18 protein-coding genes and 1 tRNA gene are annotated in these 23,479 nt (G+C 69.9%); 10 read left to right on the plus strand and 9 right to left on the minus strand.

The annotated features are described in order from the left end of the window. Positions 1-25 precede the first annotated feature (25 nt). Together AC3ANN_RS03580 and aceB are read right to left on the minus strand one after the other, a co-directional pair. On the minus strand, positions 26-1,621 hold the full coding sequence (locus tag AC3ANN_RS03580) for an isocitrate lyase (protein WP_488339636.1): 1,596 nt from the start codon (positions 1,619-1,621) through the stop codon (positions 26-28). 112 nt (positions 1,622-1,733) lie between these two features. Further along, entirely contained in the window at positions 1,734-3,374 is a 1,641-nt protein-coding gene (gene aceB, locus AC3ANN_RS03585) for a malate synthase A (RefSeq protein ID WP_488340903.1), read from the minus strand. 222 nt (positions 3,375-3,596) lie between these two features. Here aceB and AC3ANN_RS03590 point away from each other — a divergent pair, with 222 nt between their 5' ends. The 3 genes from AC3ANN_RS03590 to AC3ANN_RS03600 all read left to right on the plus strand — a co-directional run bounded on the left by AC3ANN_RS03590 (position 3,597) and on the right by AC3ANN_RS03600 (position 7,418). Then, the gene (locus tag AC3ANN_RS03590; protein WP_488339637.1) at positions 3,597-5,075 is read left to right on the plus strand and encodes a helix-turn-helix domain-containing protein; all 1,479 of its coding nucleotides are present in this window, start codon (positions 3,597-3,599) and stop codon (positions 5,073-5,075) included. A gap of 129 nt (positions 5,076-5,204) precedes the next feature. Next, complete coding sequence (locus tag AC3ANN_RS03595) at positions 5,205-6,761, plus strand: glucoamylase family protein (RefSeq protein WP_488339638.1); 1,557 nt, start codon at positions 5,205-5,207, stop codon at positions 6,759-6,761. Between the two features lie 36 nt (positions 6,762-6,797). Then, positions 6,798-7,418 (plus strand): TetR/AcrR family transcriptional regulator, encoded by a 621-nt coding sequence (locus tag AC3ANN_RS03600; protein ID WP_488339639.1) that lies wholly within the window; start codon positions 6,798-6,800, stop codon positions 7,416-7,418. 126 nt (positions 7,419-7,544) lie between these two features. On the opposite strand, the gene AC3ANN_RS03605 is transcribed toward AC3ANN_RS03600, so the two are convergent. The 6 genes from AC3ANN_RS03605 to AC3ANN_RS03630 form a co-directional block, all read right to left on the minus strand. Beyond that, positions 7,545-8,696 (minus strand): glycoside hydrolase family 1 protein, encoded by a 1,152-nt coding sequence (locus AC3ANN_RS03605; protein ID WP_488339640.1) that lies wholly within the window; start codon positions 8,694-8,696, stop codon positions 7,545-7,547. Positions 8,697-8,766: 70 nt separating this feature from the next. Beyond that, positions 8,767-9,654: a carbohydrate ABC transporter permease gene (locus AC3ANN_RS03610; RefSeq protein ID WP_488339641.1), complete on the minus strand. Its 888-nt coding sequence runs from the start codon at positions 9,652-9,654 to the stop codon at positions 8,767-8,769. Between the two features lies 1 nt (position 9,655). Further along, the gene (locus AC3ANN_RS03615; RefSeq protein WP_488339642.1) at positions 9,656-10,516 is read right to left on the minus strand and encodes a carbohydrate ABC transporter permease; all 861 of its coding nucleotides are present in this window, start codon (positions 10,514-10,516) and stop codon (positions 9,656-9,658) included. An 86-nt stretch (positions 10,517-10,602) separates the two neighbouring features. After that, positions 10,603-11,904 carry a sugar ABC transporter substrate-binding protein gene (locus AC3ANN_RS03620; RefSeq protein ID WP_488339643.1) on the minus strand — a complete coding sequence of 434 codons (1,302 nt, stop codon included), beginning with the start codon at positions 11,902-11,904 and terminating at the stop codon, positions 10,603-10,605. Positions 11,905-12,277: 373 nt separating this feature from the next. Continuing rightward, positions 12,278-13,669: an NAD(P)/FAD-dependent oxidoreductase gene (locus AC3ANN_RS03625; RefSeq protein WP_488339644.1), complete on the minus strand. Its 1,392-nt coding sequence runs from the start codon at positions 13,667-13,669 to the stop codon at positions 12,278-12,280. Positions 13,670-13,746: 77 nt separating this feature from the next. Next, positions 13,747-15,291: a PucR family transcriptional regulator gene (locus AC3ANN_RS03630; protein WP_488339645.1), complete on the minus strand. Its 1,545-nt coding sequence runs from the start codon at positions 15,289-15,291 to the stop codon at positions 13,747-13,749. Between the two features lie 92 nt (positions 15,292-15,383). Here AC3ANN_RS03630 and gabT point away from each other — a divergent pair, with 92 nt between their 5' ends. From gabT to AC3ANN_RS03655, 5 genes are all read left to right on the plus strand, one after another. Next, positions 15,384-16,760: a 4-aminobutyrate--2-oxoglutarate transaminase gene (gene gabT / locus AC3ANN_RS03635; RefSeq protein ID WP_488339646.1), complete on the plus strand. Its 1,377-nt coding sequence runs from the start codon at positions 15,384-15,386 to the stop codon at positions 16,758-16,760. A 166-nt stretch (positions 16,761-16,926) separates the two neighbouring features. After that, positions 16,927-18,288 (plus strand): flavin monoamine oxidase family protein, encoded by a 1,362-nt coding sequence (locus tag AC3ANN_RS03640; protein WP_488339647.1) that lies wholly within the window; start codon positions 16,927-16,929, stop codon positions 18,286-18,288. Next, positions 18,285-19,181, plus strand: coding sequence for a universal stress protein (locus AC3ANN_RS03645; RefSeq protein ID WP_488339648.1), 897 nt, complete (start codon positions 18,285-18,287; stop codon positions 19,179-19,181). The genes AC3ANN_RS03640 and AC3ANN_RS03645 overlap by 4 nt, the downstream gene beginning before the upstream one ends. Beyond that, positions 19,178-20,755: an APC family permease gene (locus tag AC3ANN_RS03650; RefSeq protein WP_488339649.1), complete on the plus strand. Its 1,578-nt coding sequence runs from the start codon at positions 19,178-19,180 to the stop codon at positions 20,753-20,755. The genes AC3ANN_RS03645 and AC3ANN_RS03650 overlap by 4 nt, the downstream gene beginning before the upstream one ends. 29 nt (positions 20,756-20,784) lie before the next feature. Further along, a complete protein-coding gene (locus AC3ANN_RS03655; protein ID WP_488339650.1) occupies positions 20,785-22,149 on the plus strand; it encodes an NAD-dependent succinate-semialdehyde dehydrogenase in 1,365 nt (454 codons plus the stop codon). A 95-nt stretch (positions 22,150-22,244) separates the two neighbouring features. On the opposite strand, the gene AC3ANN_RS03660 is transcribed toward AC3ANN_RS03655, so the two are convergent. After that, a complete protein-coding gene (locus tag AC3ANN_RS03660; protein ID WP_488339651.1) occupies positions 22,245-22,859 on the minus strand; it encodes a hypothetical protein in 615 nt (204 codons plus the stop codon). Positions 22,860-23,028: 169 nt separating this feature from the next. Here AC3ANN_RS03660 and AC3ANN_RS03665 point away from each other — a divergent pair. Next, positions 23,029-23,101, plus strand: a tRNA-Trp gene (locus AC3ANN_RS03665). 91 nt (positions 23,102-23,192) lie between these two features. Further along, positions 23,193-23,465: a preprotein translocase subunit SecE gene (gene secE / locus AC3ANN_RS03670; protein ID WP_488340904.1), complete on the plus strand. Its 273-nt coding sequence runs from the start codon at positions 23,193-23,195 to the stop codon at positions 23,463-23,465. The last annotated feature ends 14 nt before the right edge of the window (positions 23,466-23,479 follow it).

A 23,479-nucleotide genomic window follows, 5' to 3' on the forward strand; every position in this document is an offset into this window, starting at 1 on the left:
CCCGGGGCATCCGATCTCGTGGGATTCAGCTGAACTGGTTCATCGTGTTGTGCGCGCCGCCGGCCTTGAGGGCCGCGTCGCCGGCGAAGTACTCCTTGTGGGTGTCGCCGATGTCGCTTCCCGCCATGTTCTGGTGCCTGACGGTGGCGATCCCCTCGCGGATCTCGCGGCGCTGGACGCCCTCGACGTACGCGAGCATGCCCTCGTCGCCGAAGTACCCCTTGGCGAGGCTGTCGGTCGACAATGCGGCCGTGTGGTACGTCGGGAGCGTGATGAGGTGGTGGAAGATCCCGGCGCGGGCGGACCCGTCGCGCTGGAACGAGCGGATCTTGTCGTCTGCCAGCCGCCCGAGCTCGGTGTCGTCGTACTCGGCGCTCATCAGCTCGCTGCGGTCGTACCCCGAGACGTCCCCGCCCTGCTCCACGAGAAGGTCGTACGCCTGCTGTCGGAAGTTGAGCGTCCAGTTGAAGGACGGGCTGTTGTTGTAGACGAGCTTCGCGTCCGGGATCACCTCGCGGATGCGGTCCACCATGCCCGCGATCTGCTCCACGTGCGGCTTCTCGGTCTCGATCCACAGCAGGTCGGCGCCGTTCTGCAGAGACGTGATGCAGTCGAGGACGACACGGTCCTCGCCCGTGCCGGGCCGGAACTGGTACAGGTTGCTGGCCAGGCGCTTCGGGCGCAGCAGCCTGCCCTCGCGGCGGATGACCACGTCGCCGTCGCTCAAATCGGCCTCGGCGATCTCTTCGACGTCGAGGAACGAGTTGTACTGGTCGCCGAGGTCGCCGGGGCGGTGCGAGACGGCGAGCTTCTGGGTGAGCCCGGCGCCGAGCGAGTCGGTGCGGGCGACGATGATCCCGTTCTCGATGCCGAGCTCGAGGAACGCGTAGCGGACCGCGTTGAGCTTGGCGATGAAGTCCTCGTGCGGCACGGTGACCTTGCCGTCCTGATGCCCGCACTGCTTCTCGTCCGACACCTGGTTCTCGATCTGGATGGCGCACGCGCCGGCCTCGATCATCTTCTTGGCGAGGAGGTACGTCGCCTCGGGATTGCCGAAGCCCGCGTCGATGTCGGCGATGATCGGCACCACATGGGTCTCGTGGTTGTCGATCTGCGACCGGAGGAACTCGACTGCGGTCTCGTCGCCGGCCTGCCGTGCCTCGTCGAGCTGCGTGAAGAGCAGGTCGAGCTCGCGGGCGTCGGCCTGGCGCAGGAACGTGTACAGCTCCTCGATGAGCGCGGGCACGGAGGTCTTCTCGTGCATCGACTGGTCGGGGAGGGGACCGAACTCCGAGCGGAGCGCGGCGACCATCCAACCCGAGAGGTAGAGGTACCGCTTGTTCGTTGTCTTCAGGTGCTTCTTGATCGAGATCAGCTTCTGCTGGCCGATGAAGCCGTGCCACACGCCGAGCGACTGGGTGTACACCGACGAGTCGGCGTCGTACTCGGCCATGTCGCGACGCATGATGTCGGCGGTGTACTGGGCGATCTCGAGCCCGGTCCGGAACCGGTTCTGCGCCCGCATCCGGGCGACGTACTCGGGATCGATGGCGTCCCAGCTCGAGCCGTGCTGCTGCTTGAGCGCCTCGATGGCTTCGATGTCGTCTTGGTAGGCAGTCATTGTCGTGTCCTTCGCAGTGATGGTGGTGATGTCCCGAGAAGTGGTCCTGGTGTCCCGATCTCCGCCGGCTCGAAAAGTCGGATGCGGCGGAAATCGGGACACGGGTGCCGCGTCACTCGGTCTCGGCGAGGAAGCGCGAGTAGGCCGGCAGCGTGAGGAACGCGGGGAACTCCTGGCCCAGCGCCACGTCGCGGAAGATCTCGGCCGCGTCGTCGAAGCGGTCGCCGTCGCGGCGGTCGACCTCGCCGAGCACCTGGACGATGAGGCCCTCGACGTACTCGCGCGTGATCGGGGTGCCGTCCTCGGTGGTGCGGTCCTGGTGGATCCACTGCCACACCTGGCTGCGGCTGATCTCGGCGGTCGCGGCATCCTCCATGAGGTTGTCGATGGCGACGGCGCCGAGGCCCCGCAGCCACGCCTCGAGGTAGCGGATCGCGACCGACACGTTGGCATGCACCCCCGCCGCCGTGATGGGGCGGCCGATGTGGACGTCGATGAGGTCGGCGGCGCTGACCTCGACCTCGGGACGCTGACGGTCGAGCTGGTTCGGGCGGTCGCCCAGCACGGCGTCGAACTCGGCGCGCGCCACCGGGATCAGGTCGGGGTGGGCCACCCACGTACCGTCGAACCCGTCACCGGCCTCGCGCTTCTTGTCGGCGGCGACCTTCTCGAACGCGCGCTCGGTGACCTCCGGGTCGCGGCGGTTCGGGATGAACGCGCTCATGCCGCCGATCGCGAACGCCCCGCGCTTGTGGCACGTCTTCACGAGCAGCTCGGTGTACGAGCGCATGAACGGCACGGTCATCGTCACCTCGCTGCGGTCGGGCAGCACGAACCGCGCGCCGCGGCCGCGGTAGTTCTTGATGATCGAGAAGATGTAGTCCCAGCGGCCGGCGTTCAGTCCCGCGCAGTGGTCGCGCAGCTCGAACAGGATCTCCTCCATCTCGAAGGCCGCCGGCAGCGTCTCGATGAGCACCGTCGCGCGGATCGTGCCGTGCGGGATGCCGACGTACCGCTCCGAGAACGTGAAGACGTCGTCCCACAGCTTCGCTTCCTCGGCGCTCTCGAGCTTCGGCAGGTAGAAGTAGGGCCCACGTCCGTTCGCGATCAGCTGCTTCGCGTTGTGGAAGAAGTACAGCCCGAAGTCCACGAGCGACCCCGACGCGGCCATGGTGCGGCCGGCGCGATCGGTGAAGCGGAGGTGGTTCTCGGTGAGGTGCCAGCCGCGCGGTCGCATCACGATCGTGGGCGTGCGCTCGGCGGTGACCTCGTAGCGCTTCCCCTCGGGGCTGGTGAACCCGAGCTCGCCGCGGATCGCGTCGCGCAGGCTGAGCTGGCCCTCGATGACGTTCTTCCACGTGGGGCTGGTCGCGTCCTCCTGGTCGGCGAGCCACACCTTCGCGCCGGAGTTGAGCGCGTTGATCGTCATCTTCGGGTCGGTCGGTCCGGTGATCTCGACACGGCGGTCCTCGAGGCCGGGTCCCGCGCCCGCCACGCGCCAGTCGGGGTCGTTGCGGATGTGCGCGGTGTCGTCGCGGAACTGCGGGTCGTACCCGTTGCCGATCTCGAACCGGCGGCGCATGCGGTCGGCGAGCCGGTCGTGGCGGCGCCCGCCGAAGCGATGGTGCAGCTCCGTGAGGAACGCGATGGCATCCGGGGTGAGGATCTCGTCGTAGCGGGGACCGAGGCGCCCCGCGATCTCGATCGTGGGGTCCTGGGTCTGGGTGGGGATGGGCCCTGTGCGCGTGCGCATCGGGGTCGCGGTCGCAGGTGTCATGTCGATGTCCTGTCTGTGAAGTGCTGTCGTGGGGGATGCCGCGACCCGGCATTGTCGGCTGGGTGAGGCATCCGTGATCCGTGTCCTGGCGGATCGGTGGGAGCCGTGAGACCACTCTGCTGTGAAGTTCGGGGCTGGAACCGGCGAAGTGCAGTGTGAAGTTTTCGACTATTTCTGCTTTCGTGACAGAATCGCGGCATGACGACGATCTCTACCCGCGATCCGCTGGCAGAAGTCCCGGACGATGAAGAGGTGGATCCCCTCACGATCGGCCGCCGCATCCGGCAGCTGCGCACCGAGCGCGGCATGACGCTCGAAGAGCTCGCCGCCGCGGTCGATCGTGCGCCCAGCCAACTGTCGATGATCGAGAACGGCCGGCGCGAGCCGAAGCTCACCCTGCTGCAGGCGATCGCACGGGCCCTCGGCTCGTCGATCGACCAGATCCTGGAGGCCGAGCCGCTCGACGAGCGGTCCACGCTCGAGATCGCGCTCGAGCGGGCCATGCGCGGTCAGACGTTCCAGGCGCTCGGCATCCCGCCCTTCCGCATCGGCAAGACCGTGCCGACCGAGGCGCTGAAGGCGATGCTCGCGCTGCAGGGTGAGATCGAGCGCCTGCGCGACGAGCGCGCCGCGACGCCCGAGGAGGCGCGCCGCGCCAACGTGGCGCTGCGCCGGCTCATGCGCACGCAGAACAACTACTTCGAAGAGCTCGAGCAGCACGCCGCCCGCATCCTCGACGCCGTCGACCACCCGGGCGGTCCGCTCACTCAGCGCACGGCATCCGATATCGCCGCCCATCTCGGTTTCACGCTGCACTACGTGCCCGACCTGCCGCAGACGACGCGGTCGGTGGCCGATATCAAGAACGGCCGCCTTTACCTCTCGAGCCGCCTGACCGCGAAGGGCGACCCGCGCACGGCGGTGCTGCAGGCGCTGTCGAGCCGGATCCTCGGCCACCGCGAGCCCACCTCGTACGCGGAGTTCCTTCGCCAGCGCGTGGAGACCAATTACCTCACCGGGGCGCTGCTGATCCCCCAAGCGCACGCCGTGCCGTTCCTGCAGGAGGCGAAGAAGGATCGCGCGATCTCGATCGAAGACCTCCGCGACGCCTACTCGGTGTCGTACGAGACGGCCGCGCACCGCTTCACCAACCTCGCGACCGTGCACCTCGGCATCCCGGTGCACTTCCTCAAGGTGCACGAGTCGGGCACCATCACGAAGGCGTACGAGAACGACGACGTCAACTTCCCGACCGATCGCCTCGGTGCCATCGAGGGGCAGATGTGCTGCCGTCGCTGGACGTCGCGCGTCGTCTTCGACGTCGACGACCACTTCAACCCGTACTACCAGTACACCGACACCGGCAACGGCACGTACTGGTGCACGGCGCGCGTCGAGCTCTCGAGCGAGGGCGCGCACTCGGTGTCGGTGGGGGTGCGGTTCGACGACACCAAATGGTTCCTCGGGCGCGACACCCCGAACCGCGGAGTATCGAAGCACTCGGTCGAGGTGTGCTGCCGGCGGGCGCCCGCCGACCTCGAGGTCGCGTGGCGCGAGCACTCATGGCCGAACGTCCGCACTCCGCGCACGCTGCTGGCGACTCTGCCAACGGGCGCGTTCCCCGGTGTCGACTCGACGGATGTCTACGAGTTCCTCGAGGCCCACGCCCCGCGCTGACCCGCGGCCTCCTCGTGAGAACACGGTGAGAGACCGGATGCCGCATCTTCACGCGAATACCTATCGTGTGTAAGGTTTTGCGCACCGACGGTTCCGCCCGGCGGAGCCGCTTTCGACGAGGAGAGCGCGATGAAGCGATGGGTGAGCACGGTGGCGGCCGCAGGACTGGTCGCCACGGGACTGGCGCTGGCCGCCCCGACCGCCGCGAGCGGGACGGGGAAACCGGGTGAAGACCTGCTCGAGCGATGGGCGCAGGACACGTGGGTGTCGCTCGATGCGATGACGGACGAGGCCACGGGCCTGCCGTCCGACAACATCACCGGCGACCTCTCGACGGTCGGCGCGTACACGTCGCCGACCAACATCGGCGGCTACCTGTGGTCGACTGTCACCGCACGCGATCTCGGCATCATCTCGGCCGACGAGGCGCGCGAGCGTATGGCGACGACGCTCGAGACGCTGGGCACGCTGGAGCGCAACGAGGCCAGCGGCATGTTCTACAACTGGTACGACCCCGCCACGGGTGCGAAGCTCACGACGTGGCCCGACTCGGGCGACCCGGTTCACCCGTTCCTCAGCACGGTCGACAACGGCTGGCTCGCGTCGGGACTGCGGATCGTGCGAGAGGCCGAGCCCGCGCTCGCCGAGCAGGCCGACGCGCTGTACGACTCGATGGACTTCTCGGCGTTCTTCAACCCCGAGGGCGCACCAGGGCTCCCCGCCGGCACGAACCGCGGCGGGTTCTGGGAAGCGCCGCCACCGGACTGCAGCACGGCCGCGCCGATGTACAACGGATCCGGCGAGACGGTCTACTACACGTGCCATCACTACGACACGACGGTGAGCGAGAGCCGCATCGCGACCTACCTCGGCATCGCGAACGGCCAGCTGCCGCCGACCGCGCTCTACGGCACGCATCGCACGATGCCGCCCGGCTGCGACTGGGACTGGCAGGAGCAGCTGCCGACCGGCCGGTACCGCACGTACGACGGGTTCCAGGTCTGGGAGGGCGTGTACTCCTACGCCGGGATGTCGTTCGTGCCGCCGTGGGGCGGCAGCATGTTCGAGGCGCTCATGCCCGACCTGCTCGTGCCCGAGACCACGTGGGGACCGCGTTCGTGGCGCCTCAACCACCCCATCACGGTGGCCGTCCACGAGTACCACGGGCTCGAGGACGCCGGCTACGGGTACTGGGGCTTCTCGCCGGCGAGCAACCCGTTCGGCGGGTACTCCGAGTACGGCGTCGACATCGCGGGCATGCGATCCGACGGATACTTCTCGGATGCCGAGCACACGGATGTCGACATCGACCACCCCGGGTGCAGCACGGGCACGAATCCCGACCCCGAGTACGGCGACGGGGTCGTGACGCCCCACGCCGCGTTCCTCGCGCTGCCGTACGACCGCGAGGGCGCGATCGACAACCTCAGCCGCATCGAGACCGAGCTCGGCGCATACGGCCCCGGGGGCTTCTACGATTCGGTGGCGGTTCGCAGCGGCACCGTCGCGGAGCGCTACCTCTCACTCGACCAGTCCATGATCATGGCGGCGATCGGCAACGAGCTGACCGGGGATACGCTGAAGGACTACTTCGTCGATCGCGACATGGAGAAGCTCCTCCGGCCCGCGATGCGGCAGCAGGTGTTCGAGTCGTCGTGGGGCGATCGCGCACGGTCCGACCGCTGAGCGGCGGCCGGCGGGCGGGCAGGGACGGGAGGAACCGTGAGCGCTGAGCAGGAGTCCGCGTCGCCGACGGCTCGGCGCCCGCGGGGCAGCTACGCCAAGGGTCAGGCCCGACGTCAGGCGATCGTCGACGAGGCCCTCGCGGTGTTCTCGCGCACGGGGTTCCACAGCGGGTCGTTGCGCGAGATCGCCAAACGGGTGGGGCTCACACCGGCGGGTCTCATGCACCACTTCGCCGACAAGGAGGAGCTGTTCGCCGAAGTGCTCCGGCAGCGCGACGACAAGGTGCGCGAGGCCGCCGGAGACCCCGCTGAGCACACGCTCGTCCAGCAGGCCGAGAAGGTCGTCGCCTACAACCAGTCCTCGCGCGGCCTGACCTCCCTCTACGCGATCGTGTCGGCCGAGGCGACCGACTCGGAGCACCCGTCCCACCAGGACTTCGCCGAGCGCTACCGGTCGGGCGCCGCGAACGGTGAGCAGCTGCTGCGCGCGGCGCAGGAGGCGGGCGAGGTGCGCGCCGACCTCGACCCCGCTCTCGCTGCACGCCTCATCAGCGCCGTCATGGACGGCATCCAGCTGCAGTGGCTGCTCGATGAGTCGGTCGACATGGTGCCGCTCTTCGAGGAGTTCGTTCGCGGGTACCTGCGCCGGGGCGACTGATCGGCGCCACTCCCGGCTGCTCGCCGTGCGCATGACTCAGGCTCATCGTCCGAATCGGCGCGGCTGAGGCACCGCAGGCCGCATCCAGCCTGAGTCATGCGCACCTGCGGGCGTCAGATCCCTGGATCAGAGTGCGTTCGCCTGCGCCACACGGCCGAGCCAGTCGAGGCTGGGCTTGGGATGCCGCTCGAAGGTCTCGGGATCCCACCCGATGAGCCCGAACGTCGGCCGGAAGCTGCCCCACTCGTAGTTGTCGAGCGCGCTCCAGTGCAGGTAGCCGCGGACGTCGACGCCGTCCTGGATGCACGCGAGCACCGCCTCCAGCGCGCCCGTCGTATAGTCGATGCGGCGTTGGTCGTCGGCCGTCGCGATGCCGTTCTCGGTGACGTACACGGGCGCCTTCGCGCGGCGCCACGCGTTGCGGATGCCCTCGCCCACCGCGGGCGGGTAGTACTCCCACCCGGTGAGCGTGCGTTCGGCGTCGTCGGGGATGGGCAATGGTCCGTCCTGCCCGATCTTCGTGCGCGTGTACGCCTGCACGCCGACCCAGTCGTCGCCCTCGGCGGCGTCGAGGAACACGTCCTCGCGCGACGAGCCGTATTCGGCGGCGACCGCCTCGGCGCCGGGCTCGGGCTGATACGCCTGCGTCGCGACCGACCACCCCCCGCGCGCGCCGACCGAGCGCACCAGGTCGACGGCCGCACGATGCGCCGCGATCAGGCGGTCGGTGACCTCGGGCACGCCCGGCGGCAGCCCCACCGAGGGGAAGCCCACCTCGGGATCGGCGAGGACCGACACCATGTTCGGCTCGTTGATCGTGCACACGAGATCGACCCCGTCCAGCAGGGGCAGGACGCCCTCGACGTAGCGCCGGAACGCATCGACCGAGGCATCCGTCAGCCAGCCGCCGTCGCGCGCGAACCACACCGGGTTCGTGAAGTGGTGCAGCGTGATGACGGGCTCGAGGCGAAGGTCGCGCGCCGTGCCGATCATGCGCCGGTAGTGGTCGAGCGCCGCGCGCGAGAACCACCCCTTCTCGGGTTCGATGCGCGCCCATTCGATGCTGAAGCGGTAGGCGCCGAGCCCCGCCCGCGCGAGGAGCGCCATGTCTTCGGGGTAGCGGTGGTAGCTGTCGGCCGCGTCGCCCGACGGCGACTCGACGGGCGGCCCGGGCAGGTGCCCCCACTCGCGCTGCCACCAGTCCGAGTTGACGTTTCCGCCCTCGATCTGGTGCGCGGCGGTCGACGCGCCCCACAGGAAGCCTTCGGGGAAGTTCATCGTGGCGATGTCCTTTCGTTCGGGATGACGGATGCCTCGCCCGCGGCGGCGGGCGCGGCATCCGTCGACGTCACTTGATGCCGGTGAGCGCGATGCCCTGCACGAAGTAGCGCTGCAGCAGCACGAAGACGGCCAGCACCGGCACGACGACCACGACGGCGCCCGCCATCATGAGGCCGTAGCGGGCGGCGTTCTGGCCGACCGAGTACAGCGCGAGCGCGACGGGCAGCGTGTACATGTCCTCGGTCGTGGCCACGACGAGCGGCCACAGGAAGTTGTTCCAGCTGGCGAGGAACGTGAGGATCGTGAGGGTGGCGACGGCCGGCCCGCACATCGGCATGATGACGCGCAGGAAGATGCGCCATTCGCTCGCGCCGTCGATCCGCGCCGCCTCGATCAGCTCGTCGGGAAGCCCCAGCATGAACTGCCGCATGAGGAACACCCCGATGGGCGCGATGAGGAACGGCAGGATGAGTCCGGGGTACGAGTTCACCAGCCCCAGGTTCGCGGTCAGCACGAACAGCGGCACGAAGGTCACGACCCCCGGCACCATGAGCGTCGCGAGCACGAGCGTGAAGAGCAGCTTCTTGCCGCGGAACTCGAGCTTGGCCAGCGCGTACCCGATCATCGAGCAGAACACGATGTTGCCGAGCGTCACGAAGACGGCCACCACGATGCTGTTGACGAAGAAGGTCGTGAAGTCCAGCCGCCCGAACAGCGTCTCGTAGTTCTCGACCGTGGGCTCGCGGGGAAAGAACTCGGTCGGGTACTGGCGGATCTCGGCATCCGTCTTGAAGGACCCCAGGATCATCCACACGAACGGCATGATCATCGCGACGAGCCCGAGGAACAGCACGATGTAGAGCCACCACCGGGTCTTCTCGCGGTGGCGACGGCGACGGGGTGCCGGCTCGGGCGCGATGCGCGGCGCGGTCGAGGCGGGGGCGACGGTGGCCATGTCAGTCCTTCCTTCCGAGGAAGCGGAACTGGATGAGCGAGAGGACGACGATCGCGAGGAAGAGCACGTAGCTCGCGGCCGACGCATAGGCGTAGTTGCCGAATCCGAACTGCTGGTACGTGTACATCGCGGTCGACAGCGTCGCGTCGAGCGGGCCGCCGCGGGTCATGACGAACGGCTCCTCGAAGAACTGCAGGAAGCCGATGCCGGTGATGACCGCCGCGAACAGCAGCGCGGGGCGCATCGCGGGGATCGTGATGTTCCAGAACCGCTGCCACGCGTTCGCGCCGTCGACCATGGCCGCCTCGTGGTGCTCGCGCGGAACGCCCTGAAGAGCCGCGAGGAAGATCACCATGAGCGTTCCGATATTGCGCCAGACCGCCATCATGATCATCGACGGGAGCGCCCAGGTCGTCGACTGCAGCCAGTCCGGCCCCTGGATGCCGAACAGCCCCAGGAAGCCGTTGAGCAGCCCGTCGGGCTGGAGGATGAAGCGCCACACGATCGCGATCGCCACGATGCTCGTCACGACCGGCGCGTAGTAGCCGACGCGGAACACGGTGCGGAACCGGCGGATGCCCTTGTCGAGCGCGAGCGCCACCACGAGCGCCAGTCCCATCGTGAGCGGCACGGCGACGATCACGAACGTGAACGTGTTCGCGAGCGAACGCAGGAACCGCGGGTCCTGGAAGAGCCGCACGTAGTTGTCGATGCCGACGATGTTCACCTGGAACGGCGTCTGCAGGTCGCGCGTGGTCATGTCGGTGAAGCTCATCAGGAGCGAGCCGACGATCGGCCCCGCCATGAACACGACGAACAGCACCACGAACGGCAGCGCGAACATCCATGCCGTGAGAGTCATGCGCCGGCTCCGCCGCGAGGCGCGCGCCCGAGGGGCGGGGCTGCGCGGCGGAGCCGGGGTCGCGAGAGCGGTCATGACGCGGGGTCCTACTGCCCGGTGCCGATCGAGGTCGCCTGCTGCTGGATCGTGGCGATCGCGTCGGCGGGGCTCGTCTCGCCGCGCGTGGCCTTCTCGAGCTCCTGGTCGATCACGGCCGACACCTGCGCCCACGTGGGGATCGCCGGCGGAGCCTTGGAGTCCTGCAGCTGCTCGCCGAAGACGCTGAGGTAGGGGTCCTCCGCGAAGGTCGGGTCGTCCCACGCCGACTGCACGCTCGGTAGGTCGGTCGAGATGTCGTACCACGCGATCTGCGTCTCGGGCTGGCTGAGCCAGCGCACGAACTTCCACGAGGCGTCGCGGTTCTCGGTGTCCTCGAAGACGGCGAGGTTGCCGCCGCCGGTGAAGCTGGTGCGGCTGTCGGCGCCGGGCACCATCGCGACGCCGAACTGGTCGGCGAACTCCTCGCCGCCCTGGTCGAGCAGCAGGCCCACGTGGAACGGGCCGCTGTAGAACGCCCCGACCTCGCCGTTGATGAATGCCTGCTCGATCTCGCCGCCCTCCAGGCGACGCGGCTCGGCGATGCCCTCCTCGAAGAAGCTCGTGTAGAACGTGAACGCCTCTTCCCACTCGGGGGTGTCGAAGGTGAACTCGGTGCCGTCCTCGTTCAGGATGTCGCCGCCCTGCTGCCAGGCCAGGGGAGTGACGTACTGCCACGAGTCGAAGCCGCCAGGGGGGAGCGAGACGCCCCACTGCGCGCCGGCGGCCTGCAGCGCCTGCGTGAAGGACTTGTACTCCTCCCACGTCGCCGGCGGCTCGACGCCCGCCTGCTCGGCGAGGTCGGTGCGGTAGTAGAGCACGCGCGTGTCGACGTACCACGGCACGCCGTACGCCACACCGTCGACGACGGTGGTGTCCCACGAGCCCTCGAAGAACGACGACTCGTCGACGAGCCCGTCCGGTGTCGGCTCGAAGGCGCCGGTGGCGGCGAACTCGCCGACCCAGGTCGTGCCCAGCATCGTGACGTCGGGAGTCTCGCCGCCCGCGATCGCGGTGGCGATGCGGTCGTGCGCGCTCTCCCACGGCACGGCGGTCACCTCGATCGTGACGTCGGGGTTCTCCTCCTCGAACTGGGCGGCCAGCTCGTCGAGCACCTCGCCCTCGTTGCCCATCGCCCACACCTGCACCGTGCCGGTGGCGGGGGAGTCGTCGATCGCCTCGCCGCCGCCGCCGTCATCCCCGCCCCCGCCGCCGTCCGTGCGGCCGCAGCCTGCGAGCACCAACGCGCCGATGAGCGCGGTCGCTCCGGCCGCCGCCCACCGGGAAGTCCTGCGTGCACCTGGTCGTGTCATCGGTCTGACGCCTCCTTCGGTCGTCGCCGCACCCGCGCGGCGTCCTTGCCTCGGCTGTGTCGGCGCGCTTCGGCGCCTCGCCACGAATGTACGCCTAAAACCTTACACGTGAAAGGTATTGGTGATGAGAAAGGGCTCATGATGACGCAGGATGCCGCGCCTCGACGCCACGCGGAACGCCCTGGCGGCGGCATCCGTCGCGTGCTACGAGGCCGTCCGACAGCGCGCCGTGGCCGCTCCATGTCCCGCTTTCACTCGCTGGTGTCCCGATATACGCGCTCTCTTGGCGTCGATGTGCGCGAAATCGGGACACGCAGAGCGTGAGTGATGCCGCCACGGCGGCAACGGTCGGGGCCGCCGGGCGAGGCGTCGGTCAGTGGCGTCCGGCGACGACGTCGGCGATGTGCGCGGGCCACGCGGTACGGGAAGAAGGACCGGATGCCTCGAACCGGTCGGCCATGCGATACGCGGTGTAGATCGCGTTCACGGCGACCCACCGCAGCGGCTCGGGCTCCCACGTCTTGGCCCGGTGCCCGACCCACGGCAGCCGCGTGAGCTCGGTGTCGTGACCGAGCACGAGATCGGCGAGCGTGCGGCCGGCGAGGTTCGTCGCCGTGACGCCGGTTCCGACGTAGCCGCCGGCCCACCCGAGTCCGGTGGTGCGGTCGTGGCCGACGGTCGCCGCCCAGTCGCGCGGCACGCCGAGCACGCCCGCCCACGCGTGCGCGATCGGCACCGTCGAGGCATCGGGGAAGAAGTCCCGCAGCAGAGCCGTCAGCGAGCGGATCGTGCGCTCCTGCGTCGTGCCGTCGGTGTCGACCCGCGAGCCGTACCGGTACGGCACGCCGCGCCCGCCGAAGGCGATGCGGTCGTCGGCGGTGCGCTGCGCGTACATGTACACGTGGGCGAAGTCGCCGAGCGTCTCGCGGCCGTCCCAGCCGACGGAGTCCCAGAACGCCGCCGGCAGCGGCTCCGTCACGATCATCGAGGAGTTCATCGGAAGCCACGTGCGGTGCTCGGCGGCGAGGTCGGCGGTGAACCCCTCGGTCGCGCGGAGCACGTGCGCCGCGCGCACCGTGCCGCGGTCGGTGACGGCGCGGCCGGGGGCGATCTCGCGCACGTGCGTCTGCTCGTGGATCGTCACGCCCAGCCGCTCGACGGCCTCGGCGAGGCCGCGCACGAGCTTCGCCGGATGCACGCGTGCGCAATGCGGATGCCAGGCCGCACCGAGCAGGCCGTCGATGCGGATCCGGGATGCCGCGGCTGAGGCATTCAGCCACTCCACATCGGTGTGCGGCCAGGACTGCTCGCCTGCGACCGCCGTGCGAAGGCGAGCGAGCTGCGCAGGCGTGCGCGCGACGCCGAGTTCGCCGCCCTTGACGATGTCGGCGTCGATGCCCTCGCGCTCGGCGACGGCGATCACCTCGTCGACCGTCTCGTTGAGGGCGCGCTGCTGCGCGATCGCGGCGTCGCGGCCGTGCGACTCGGCGTAGCGCTCGCGGCCGCCGGTGACGGTGTTGGTGAGCCAGCCGCCGTTGCGTCCGGATGCCCCGAACCCCGCGAACCGCTGCTCGATCACGACGATCCTCAGGTCGGGCTGCGCGCGCTTGAGGTAGTAGGCCGTCCACAGTCCGGTGTACCCGGCGCCCACGATCGCGACATCGGCGTCGAGGTCGCCCGGCAGCGGCGTGCGCGGCTGGGGGGTTCCTCCCAGGCTGCGCCACCACCACGACACGTCTCCGTTGGGCACACCGGTCTCCGCCATGGGTCCATCCTCGCGTGTCAGGTGGGCCTCGCAGCCCGGCGATCTGTCGCGAACCTCGCGTGTCGGCGATGCATCCGTCAGGAGTCGAGGGCCCGCAGCGCCGCCCACAGCTCGGCGCGCGTGGCGAAGGACGCGAGGTCGCGGCCGAGGACGCGCTCGATCAGGGCGAGTCTGGTGCGCACGGTATGCCGGTGCACACCGAGGGCGCGGGCGGTCGCCTCGTGCGAGCAGTCCTCGTCGAGCCACACCCGCAGCGTCTCGACGAGGGTCGTGCCGTGGACGGCGTCGTGATCGGACAGCGGCGCGAGCTCGGCGCGGGCGAGGGCGCGCGCGTCGTCGGTCAGGGCCGACAGCACGCCACTGCGCGACACGTCGGCGAACGCCGTGATCGCGGCGGTGCCGCGGTCGCGCGCCACGCGCGCCTCGCCCAGGGCGGCCGCGAAGCCGTCGTAGCCCGTCGGGTTCGACAGCCCCACGCGGACGTCGAAGCGCTCGACGAGCTCCTGCACGGTCGCGCCGTCTGCCGCGGGAGTCACGAGCACCAGTCCGTCGTCGGTGCGGCCGAAGAACAGGCCGCCCCGGGTCTCCTCGGCCCGGAGCTCGAGAAGCTCGGCGATGCCCTCGACGCGCGCGGCCGAGGCGTCCGTGAGCCCCACGACGACCGGGGCGGACGGCAGAGGCCCCCACAGGTCGCGCGAGATGCGGCGGGCCAGCGCAGGATCGCCGGCGAGCAGGGACTGCACGAGACCTGCGCGCAGGGCGCCGCGCGCGCGGCTGAGGCCCTGCTGCTGCTCGAGCGCGAGTCCGGCCATCGCGATCACCGCGGTCACGACGACGCGTCCCTCCTGGTCGAGGTCGCCGGCGGCGATCGCGATCACGCCGCGCAGACGGCCGCCCCGGCCGAGGGTCTGCAGCGTGAACGGCGTGTCGCCGATCCGCAGCGACGATCCCGCCCGAGCGCCGCGATGCAGCACGCCGGTGACCTCGCGCCGGAGGTCCGCCGCGGTCTCGGCGTCGAGCCCTGCCGCCGGGTGCTCGCGCGAGAGCTCGCCGGCCGCGTCGAACATCCCCACCCACGTGTCGAGCTGCTTCGCGAGCTCGGCGACGGTGGCACCGAGTCCGTCGGGGCGCAGGGCCGCGAGCGCGATCGCCCGCTGCGCGGCGAGCGCCCAGCTGCGACGCGCGTACGCCTGGGCGGCGATCGCCTCGGCGTTCGCGCGCGCGACCGCGATGAACGGTGTGCGGTAGGGCACCTCGAAGAGCGGCATCCGCTCGTCGCGACAGGCGTCGACGAGCGCGGGCGGCATGCCGGCGCGCGCCACCTCGGTGCCGAAGCCGAGACCGACGACGCCCCGCGCCGCAAGCCGATGCACGTACGCGCGATACGGCTCGGGGTCGTCGGCGTCCGATGCCTCGGGAGTCGGGAACTGCGTGCCCGTCGTGAGCAGCACGAGCCCCTCCGACAGGAACGGCGTCGGGTCGGACAGGTCCGAGCTGTGCACCCACCGGATCGAGCGGTCGAGTGCGCCGGGCTCGAGCGACGGCGCGTCCGCGAGCGTCAGGCCCAGGTCGCGACGGGCGAGCAGGGCCCGCAGGGTCGGGGCGTCGGCGTCGGCGTCCATCGTCCTCCGGTGTACGGGTTGTATAGCGAGCTATAGAGAATGTACAGCGGGGAAGGTGCGAGCGTCTCCCGGCGCCGCATACGCTCGCCGCCATGAGCAGCGCAGCCGACACGCAGATCGCATCGTCGCAGGTCGACGTCCCCTTGGGCGGACCGACCCTTCCGCAGGAGCGGCGTCTCGTCACCAGCATCCCGGGTCCGCGCTCGCAGGAGCTGCTCGACCGCAAGGCCGACGCCGTCGCTGCGGGGGTCGGCCACACCGCGCCGGTCCAGGCCGTGGCCGCCGGTGGCGGCGTCGTCGTCGACGCCGACGGCAACTCCCTCATCGACCTCGGCTCGGGCATCGCGGTCACCACGATCGGCAACGCGCACCCGAAGGTCGTCGCGGCGGTGCAGGAACAGGTCGCCCAGTTCACCCACACGTGCTTCATGATCGCGCCGTACGAGTCGTACGTCGCCGTGGCCGAGGCCCTCAACCGCATCACGCCGGGCGACCATGCCAAGAAGAGCGCGCTGTTCAACTCGGGCGCCGAGGCGGTCGAGAACGCCGTCAAGATCGCGCGCAAGCACACCGGCAAGTCCGCCGTCGTCGCGTTCGACCACGGCTACCACGGCCGCACGAACCTCACGATGGCGCTCACGGCCAAGTCGATGCCGTACAAGCACGGGTTCGGCCCGTTCGCGTCGGAGATCTACCGCGCGCCGCTCTCGTACCCCTTCCGCGACGGCCTCGACGGCGTCAGCGCCGCGAAGAAGGCCATCTCGGTCATCGAGAAGCAGGTCGGCGCCGACAACCTCGCCGCCGTCATCATCGAGCCGATCCAGGGCGAGGGCGGCTTCATCGTCCCCGCCGACGGCTTCCTTCCCGAGATCGTGGAGTGGTGCCGCGCGAACGACGTGGTCTTCATCGCCGACGAGATCCAGACCGGCTTCGCGCGCACCGGCGAGATGTTCGCGAGCGAGCTGTTCGGCATCGTGCCCGACCTCATCACGACGGCCAAGGGCATCGCGGGCGGCCTGCCGCTCGCGGCGGTCACCGGCCGAGCCGAGATCATGGATGCCGCGCACGCGGGTGGACTCGGCGGCACCTATGGCGGCAACCCCATCGCCTGCGCCGCGGCGCTCGCCGCGATCGACGTGTTCGAGCACGACGGGATGGTGGAGCGCGCGCGAGAGATCGGAGTCATCCTCAAGGACCGCCTCGGCGCGCTGCAGGCCGCCGATCCGCGCGTGGGCGACGTGCGCGGCCACGGCGCGATGGTCGCCGCCGAGTTCGTCGACCCCGCGACGGGGGAGCCGGATGCCGCGCTCACCGCCGCGGTCGCGAAGGCATGCATCGCCCAGGGCGTCATCGTGCTCACGTGCGGCACGTACGGGAACGTGATCCGCTTCCTGCCCCCGCTGTCGATCGGCGACGACCTGCTCCACGAGGGCCTCGACGTCGTCGCCGCCGCGCTCGCCGTGTCCTGATCCACGCGGCATCCCGATCCCCCGGCATCCGTGTCCCGGTTTCTCGCCGCCATGTCCCGATCTCAGTCGATAGGGGCGGCGCATGTGACCGGAATCGGGACATGGATGCCGCAGCCCCGCACCTTGCGCGCTCGATGCAGCGCTCACGCCTGACGAAGGAGTCCGAATGACCGAGCTGACCCGCGACGTCGTGATCGTCGGAGCCGGCGCCGCCGGCCTCACCGCCGCCAACGAGCTGAGGAAGGCCGGCCTGTCGGTCGTCGTGCTCGAAGCCCGCGACCGTGTCGGCGGGCGCCTGTGGACCGACGTCGTCGACGGGGCGATGCTCGAGATCGGCGGGCAGTGGGTCTCGCCCGACCAGGACGCCCTGAAGGAGACGCTCGCCGAGCTCGGGCTCGAGACGTACCGCCGCTACCGCGAGGGCGACTCGGTGTACATCGGCAAGGACGGCGAGCTCAAGCGCTTCACCGGCGAGATCTTCCCGGTGGCCCCCGGCACCGAGAAGGAGATCGTGCGGCTCATCGAGCTGCTCGACCGCATGGTGGCCGAGGTCGATCCCGACCGGCCGTGGGAGCACCCCGAGGCCGAGGAGCTCGACCGGGTGTCGTTCGAGGCGTGGCTCGAGGAGCAGACCGACGACCAGGAGGCGCGCGACAACATCGCCCTCTTCATCGCGGGCGCGATGCTCACCAAGCCCGCGTACGCGTTCTCGACGCTGCAGGCGCTCCTCATGGCGGCGAGTGCCGGCAGCTTCTCGCACCTCGTCGACGCGGACTTCATCCTCGACGAGCGCGTCGTGGGCGGCCTTCAGCAGGTGCCGCTGCTGCTCGCGGAGCGCCTCGGCGACGACATCCTGCTCGGGCAGCCGGTCAACGAGGTGCACCGGTCGGACGACGGCGTGCGCGTCGTCACCGACAAGGGCCTCGAGGTGCGCGCGCGGTACGTCGTGCTCGCGCACGCGCCGATCCTGTACCCGTGGATCGAGTTCACGCCGCCGCTGCCGCGCCTCAAGCAGCAGATGCACCAGCACATCTCGATGGGCTTCGTGATCAAGGTGCACGCCGTCTACGACCGGCCGTTCTGGCGTGAGCAGGGTCTGTCGGCCACGGCCTTCAGCCCGTACGAGATCTGCCACGAGGCGTACGACAACACCAACCACGGCGACGAGCGCGGAACGCTCGTGGGATTCGTCTCGGACCGCAACGCCGACGACCTGTTCCGCGTGTCGGCGGAGGAGCGCAAGCAGCGCATCCTGGAGTCGCTGTCGCACTACTACGGCCCCGACGCGAAGAACCCGCTCGTGTACTTCGAGAGCGACTGGGGGGCCGAGGAGTGGACGCGAGGCGCCTACGCCGCGAGCTTCGACCTCGGCGGTCTCGCGCGCTACGGCGCCGACCTGCGCACTCCTGTCGGCCCGATCCACTTCGCGTGCAGCGACATGGCGGGTGTCGGCTACCAGCACGTCGACGGCGCGATCCGCATGGGCCGCCTCGTCGCGGCGAACATCCTCGAGGCGGCCGGCCGATGAGCGCGCGGATCGTGGTGGGATACACGGCCACCGACGCGGGCGCCGACGCCGTCGCACTGGGCGCCCGCCTGGCTGCGGCCACGGCGGCGTCGCTCGACCTCGTGGTCGTGCTCCCCGGCGAGGAGCGCAGCGTGATCACGCCCCCTGACGCCGGCTACGACCGCTACCTGCAGCAGCAGGCCCAGGAATGGCTGAAGGATGCCGCGGCCGCCGTCCCGGCATCCGTCACGGTCGCCACGCACGTGCGGTACGGCGAGTCATTCGCGGAAGGCCTGGTGAGCACGGCCGACGACCTCGGCGCGTCGCACATCGTGGTCGGAGCGGCGAACGGCGGCCGGCGCGGACGTCACCGCCTCGGCACCGTCGCGACCGAGCTGCTGCACTCGTCGGACGTCCCGGTCGTGCTCGCGCCGGAGGGATCGCGACGCGTCGACCCGGGCACGGGCATCAGCCGCGTGACGGCGGCGATCGGCACGCGGCCCGGCGCCGATGCGCTGCTCCACGAGAGCGTCGCGCTCGCGGCGTCGGCGGGGGCCGGACTGCGGTTGCTGTCGCTCGTGTCGGTCGACCTCCCGGCGAGCGTCGACACGGGCGTGATCCGCATCGCGGGTGCCGCCCATGCCGACGACGTGCTCGGCAAGGCGCTCACGGCGCTGCCCGAGGGCATCGACGCCGACGTCGTGGTCGCGCGCGGCGAGAGCATCGAGGACGCCGTCTCGCACCTCGGCTGGGAGCCGGGCGAGCTCGCCGTCGTCGGATCGAGCAGGCTCGCTCAGCCCCGGCGACTGTTCCTCGGCTCGACCGCGGCGAAGATGCTGCACGAGCTTCCCGTCCCCATGGTCGTCGTGCCCCGCACGCGCGACCACGACAGCAAGAACGGAGCGCGACGATGAGCGCCCAGCACGGAGTGGAGACTCCACTCGCCCCCACCGCCGGCGCCGAAGCCGGCGGCATCTCGAAGAAGGGCCTGAGCGCCGGCACGGTCGGCCTCGTCGGCGCCGTCGTGATCGGCATCTCGACGATCGCCCCCGCGTATACCCTGACGGCGTCACTCGGCCCGACCGTGTCGGAGGTCGGATTCCAGGTTCCGGCGATCATCATCGTCGGGTTCCTCCCGATGCTGCTGGTCGCGTTCGGCTATCGCGAGCTGAACACGCGCATGCCCGACTCGGGTACGTCGTTCACGTGGGCCACGCGCGCCTTCGGGCCGTGGATCGGGTGGATGGCGGGCTGGGGTCTCGTCGCGGCGACGGTCCTGGTGCTGTCGAACCTCGCCGGCATCGCGGTCGAGTTCCTGTTCCTGCTGATCGACCAGCTCGCCGGAAGCCCGGGATGGATAGCCGAGCTCGCGTTCAACCCGTTCATCAACGTCGGCGTGTGCCTGCTGTTCATGCTCGGCGCGACGATCGTGTCGTACCGCGACCTGCAGACGACGCAGAAGCTGCAGTACGTGCTGGTCGGCTTCCAGGTCGTCGTGCTCGTCATCTTCCTCGTCGCCGCGTTCGTGCACGTGGCGAACGGCACCGCTTTCGACGCGAGCCCCGTCGAGCTGTCGTGGTTCAACCCCTTCGCGGTCGGCGACTTCGGAGCCGTGGTCGCGGGCCTGTCGCTGTCGATCTTCATCTTCTGGGGCTGGGATGTCGTCCTCACCATGAACGAGGAGACGCGCAACCCCCGCAAGACGCCGGGGCGCGCAGCCACCGTGACGGTGCTGATCGTCGCGGGGCTCTACCTGCTCCTCTCGATGGCGCTGTTGTCGTTCGCGGGCGTCGGCGAAGGCGAGCTGGGACTCGGGAACCCCGACATCCAGGGCAACGTGTTCTTCTACCTGTCCGATCCGATCCTCGGGCCGCTCGCGTTCCTGGTCTCGCTCGCCGTGCTCACGAGCTCCGCGGCCTCGCTTCAGTCCACCGCCGTCGGCCCGGCACGGACCCTGCTCGCGATGGGGCACTACCGGGCCCTGCCAGAGCGGTTCGCCCGCGTGAGCCCGCGCTTCTTCACGCCGGGTTTCGCGACCATCGTCTCGGCGGTCGTGGCGAGCGTCTTCTACGCCGTGATGCGCTTCGTCAGCGAGAACGTGCTGTGGGACACCATCACCGCGCTCGGCATGATGATCTGCTTCTATTACGGGCTCACCGCGTTCGCGTGCGTGTGGTACTTCCGCAAGCAGTGGTTCGACTCGGCACGATCGTTCTTCTTCGCGTTCCTGTTCCCGCTGGTCGGCGGCGGCATCCTCGCGGTGCTGTTCGTCATCACGCTCGTCGACAGCATGGACCCGGACTACGGCAGCGGCTCCAACATCGCCGGCGTCGGCCTCGTGTTCATCCTCGGCGTCACCGTGATCCTCGCCGGCGTCGCGATCATGATCTGGCAGGCGATCAAGCGTCCGGCCTTCTTCCGCGGCGAGACACTCGGTCTCGAAGCTCCCGAAAGCCTTCGACGCACGCGCCGCGTCGCGGCAGACTGATAACACCCACCCGATCGGAGACAACTGATATGAGCGACTACGCCGTCGTCAACCCGGCCACGGGCGAGACCCTGGCCACGTATCCGACCATCACCGACGATGCCCTCGAGGCCGCGATCGCGCAGGCGGATGCCGCCTACCGCTCGTGGCGCGACACTCCGGTCGCCGAGCGCGCGGCGCGCATCCGCAAGGTTGCGGAGCTGCACCGCGAGCGCCGCGACGAGCTCGCCGCGATCATCGTGCGGGAGATGGGCAAGCCGCTGTCGGCCGCGGTGGCCGAGGTCGACTTCGCCGCCGACATCACCGAGTACTACGCCGACAATGCCGAGAAGGTCACTGCCGACCAGCCCATCGAGATCCAGGGGGAGGGCACCGCGGTCATCCGCCGCTCGCCGCTGGGCGTGCTGCTCGGCATCATGCCGTGGAACTTCCCGTACTACCAGGTCGCCCGCTTCGCGGCGCCGAACATCGTGGTCGGCAACACGATCCTGCTCAAGCACGCCCCGCAGTGCCCCGAGTCGGCGGCGGCCATCGAGAAGATGTACGCGGATGCCGGACTCGGCGACGGCGTCTACACCAACGTCTACGCGAGCAACGACCAGGCGGCGACGATCATCGCCGACCGGCGCGTGCAGGGAGTGTCGGTGACGGGTTCGGAGCGGGCGGGTTCCGCCGTCGCGGCGCTCGCCGGCCAGAACCTCAAGAAGGTCGCACTCGAGCTCGGCGGCTCGGACCCGTTCATCGTGCTGTCGACCGACGACCTCGATGCCACGGTCGCGGCCGCGGTCGAAGCCCGCATGGACAACAACGGCCAGTCCTGCAACGCGCCCAAGCGCTTCATCGTGCAGGAGGGCCTGTACGACGCGTTCCTCGAGAAGTTCACCGAGGCGATGACCGCGTCCAAGATGGGCGACCCCTTCGCCGACGACACCGTGCTCGGCCCGCTGTCGTCTCTCGCGGCGGCGGAGCGCCTGCAGGAGCAGGTCGACCGCGCGGTCGCGCAGGGCGCGAAGCTCGTGGCCGGCGGCACGCGTGACGGCGCGTTCTACGAGCCGACGGTGCTCACCGACGTCACGCCCGAGATGGACGTGTACCGCGAGGAGCTCTTCGGTCCGGCCGGGGTGGTCTACAAGGCCGCCGACGAGGACGAGGCCGTGAAGATCGCGAACGACACGAGCTACGGCCTCGGTTCGTACGTGTACACGACGGATCCGGAGCAGGCCGAGCGCATCGCGAACAAGATCGACGCCGGCATGGTCTACGTCAACATCGTGCTCGCCGACTCGCCCGAGCTGCCCTTCGGCGGCGTGAAGCGCTCCGGCACCTCGCGCGAGATGGGGCTGCTCGCGGCCGACGAGTTCGTGAACAAGAAGCTCATCCGCATCGCCGGTTAGCGGTCGAACGAGGAGAACTCGCGAAACGAGGACGCCCTCGCGGCATCCGTCCTCTGCTCGCGAGTTCTCCTCGTTTCGTGTCGGACCCGCCCGCGTCAGAGCTTCGCGCGGGCCTCGGCGATCGCCTCGTCGGCCCAGACGACCTGCTGCGGCGTGCCCCAGCGGGTCGCGGCATCCCGTGACCGCTCGAACGAGGTGAGCGCCTCGGCGAAGCGACCGGCGTCGACGTGCGCCCAGCCGGCGTTGCTGAGCAGCGACACGCGCCACCGCAGCGTGCGCGCGTCGTCGACGCCCTCGAGCACCTCGAGCGCCGCCGCGGTCCACTCCTGGGCTTGGTCGGGCTCGGCGATCGCGAGCATGTGCAGCGCGTCGACCCGGAGGAACACGTGGCCGGCAGCGGATGCCGCGTCCGCCGCCGCCAGGAAGTACGGGACGGCGCGCTCGGGGCCGCCCGCGGAGTTGTGCAGCCGACCCCTCTCGAGCGCGGCACGCGCCGCGACGACGTCGTCCGAGACGTCGATGCCGTCGAGGATCGCGTGCGCCTCGGCGAAGCGCTCCTGCAGGCCGAGCGCCCGCGCGACCTGGGTGTCGAGCTCGGCGCGGGCCGTGGGGACCGTCTGTTCGCCCGCCGCCTCCCGCAGCCGCTCCTCGGAGCCGGCGGGGTCTGAGAAGTCCCACAGCTGGTCGAGGAGCGACTGCGCGATGACCATGCCGGCATGCTAGGCGGGTTCGCGGCCCCAGCGGGCATGCCGTACACTGGATGTGCAGTTGAAGTCTGCATTCTTTCGCCGTGCCCGCCGGTTCACGACCAGCGGATCGGGGCCCCTCTCGCTCAGGTGTCAGGGGAAGAGTGCGGGTTTCAGAGACCTCCGGGTCTCTAGGGCGGTAGCTCAATTGGCAGAGCAGCGGTCTCCAAAACCGCAGGTTGCAGGTTCGATTCCTGTCCGCCCTGCGCGTCAGCGCAACACCGGCGCACCGTCTCCGGTGGTTGACAACAGTGTGCCGACTCCCGTCGGCCCACGGAAGGTAATCAGGTGGCATCGATGGTTCAGGACGAGCCGAAGGGCGAGGTCGTCCCCGCGGGGGGAGCGACCGCACCCCGCGAGAAGAAGCCGAACGTTTTCGCGCGCATCGCCCTGTTCATCCGTCAGGTCTTCGCCGAGCTCCGCAAGGTCGTCACACCGACGCGCCAGGAGCTGCTGAAGTACACGGCAGTGGTGCTCGGGTTCGTCGTCGTCATGATGGCCCTCGTCTACGGCCTGGACGTGCTGTTCGTGTGGATCACGTCGTACGTGTTCGGAGTGCCGGGCGCCTGAACGCCGACCCCTCC

Source organism: Microbacterium sp. STRO-2N (assembly GCF_057747775.1).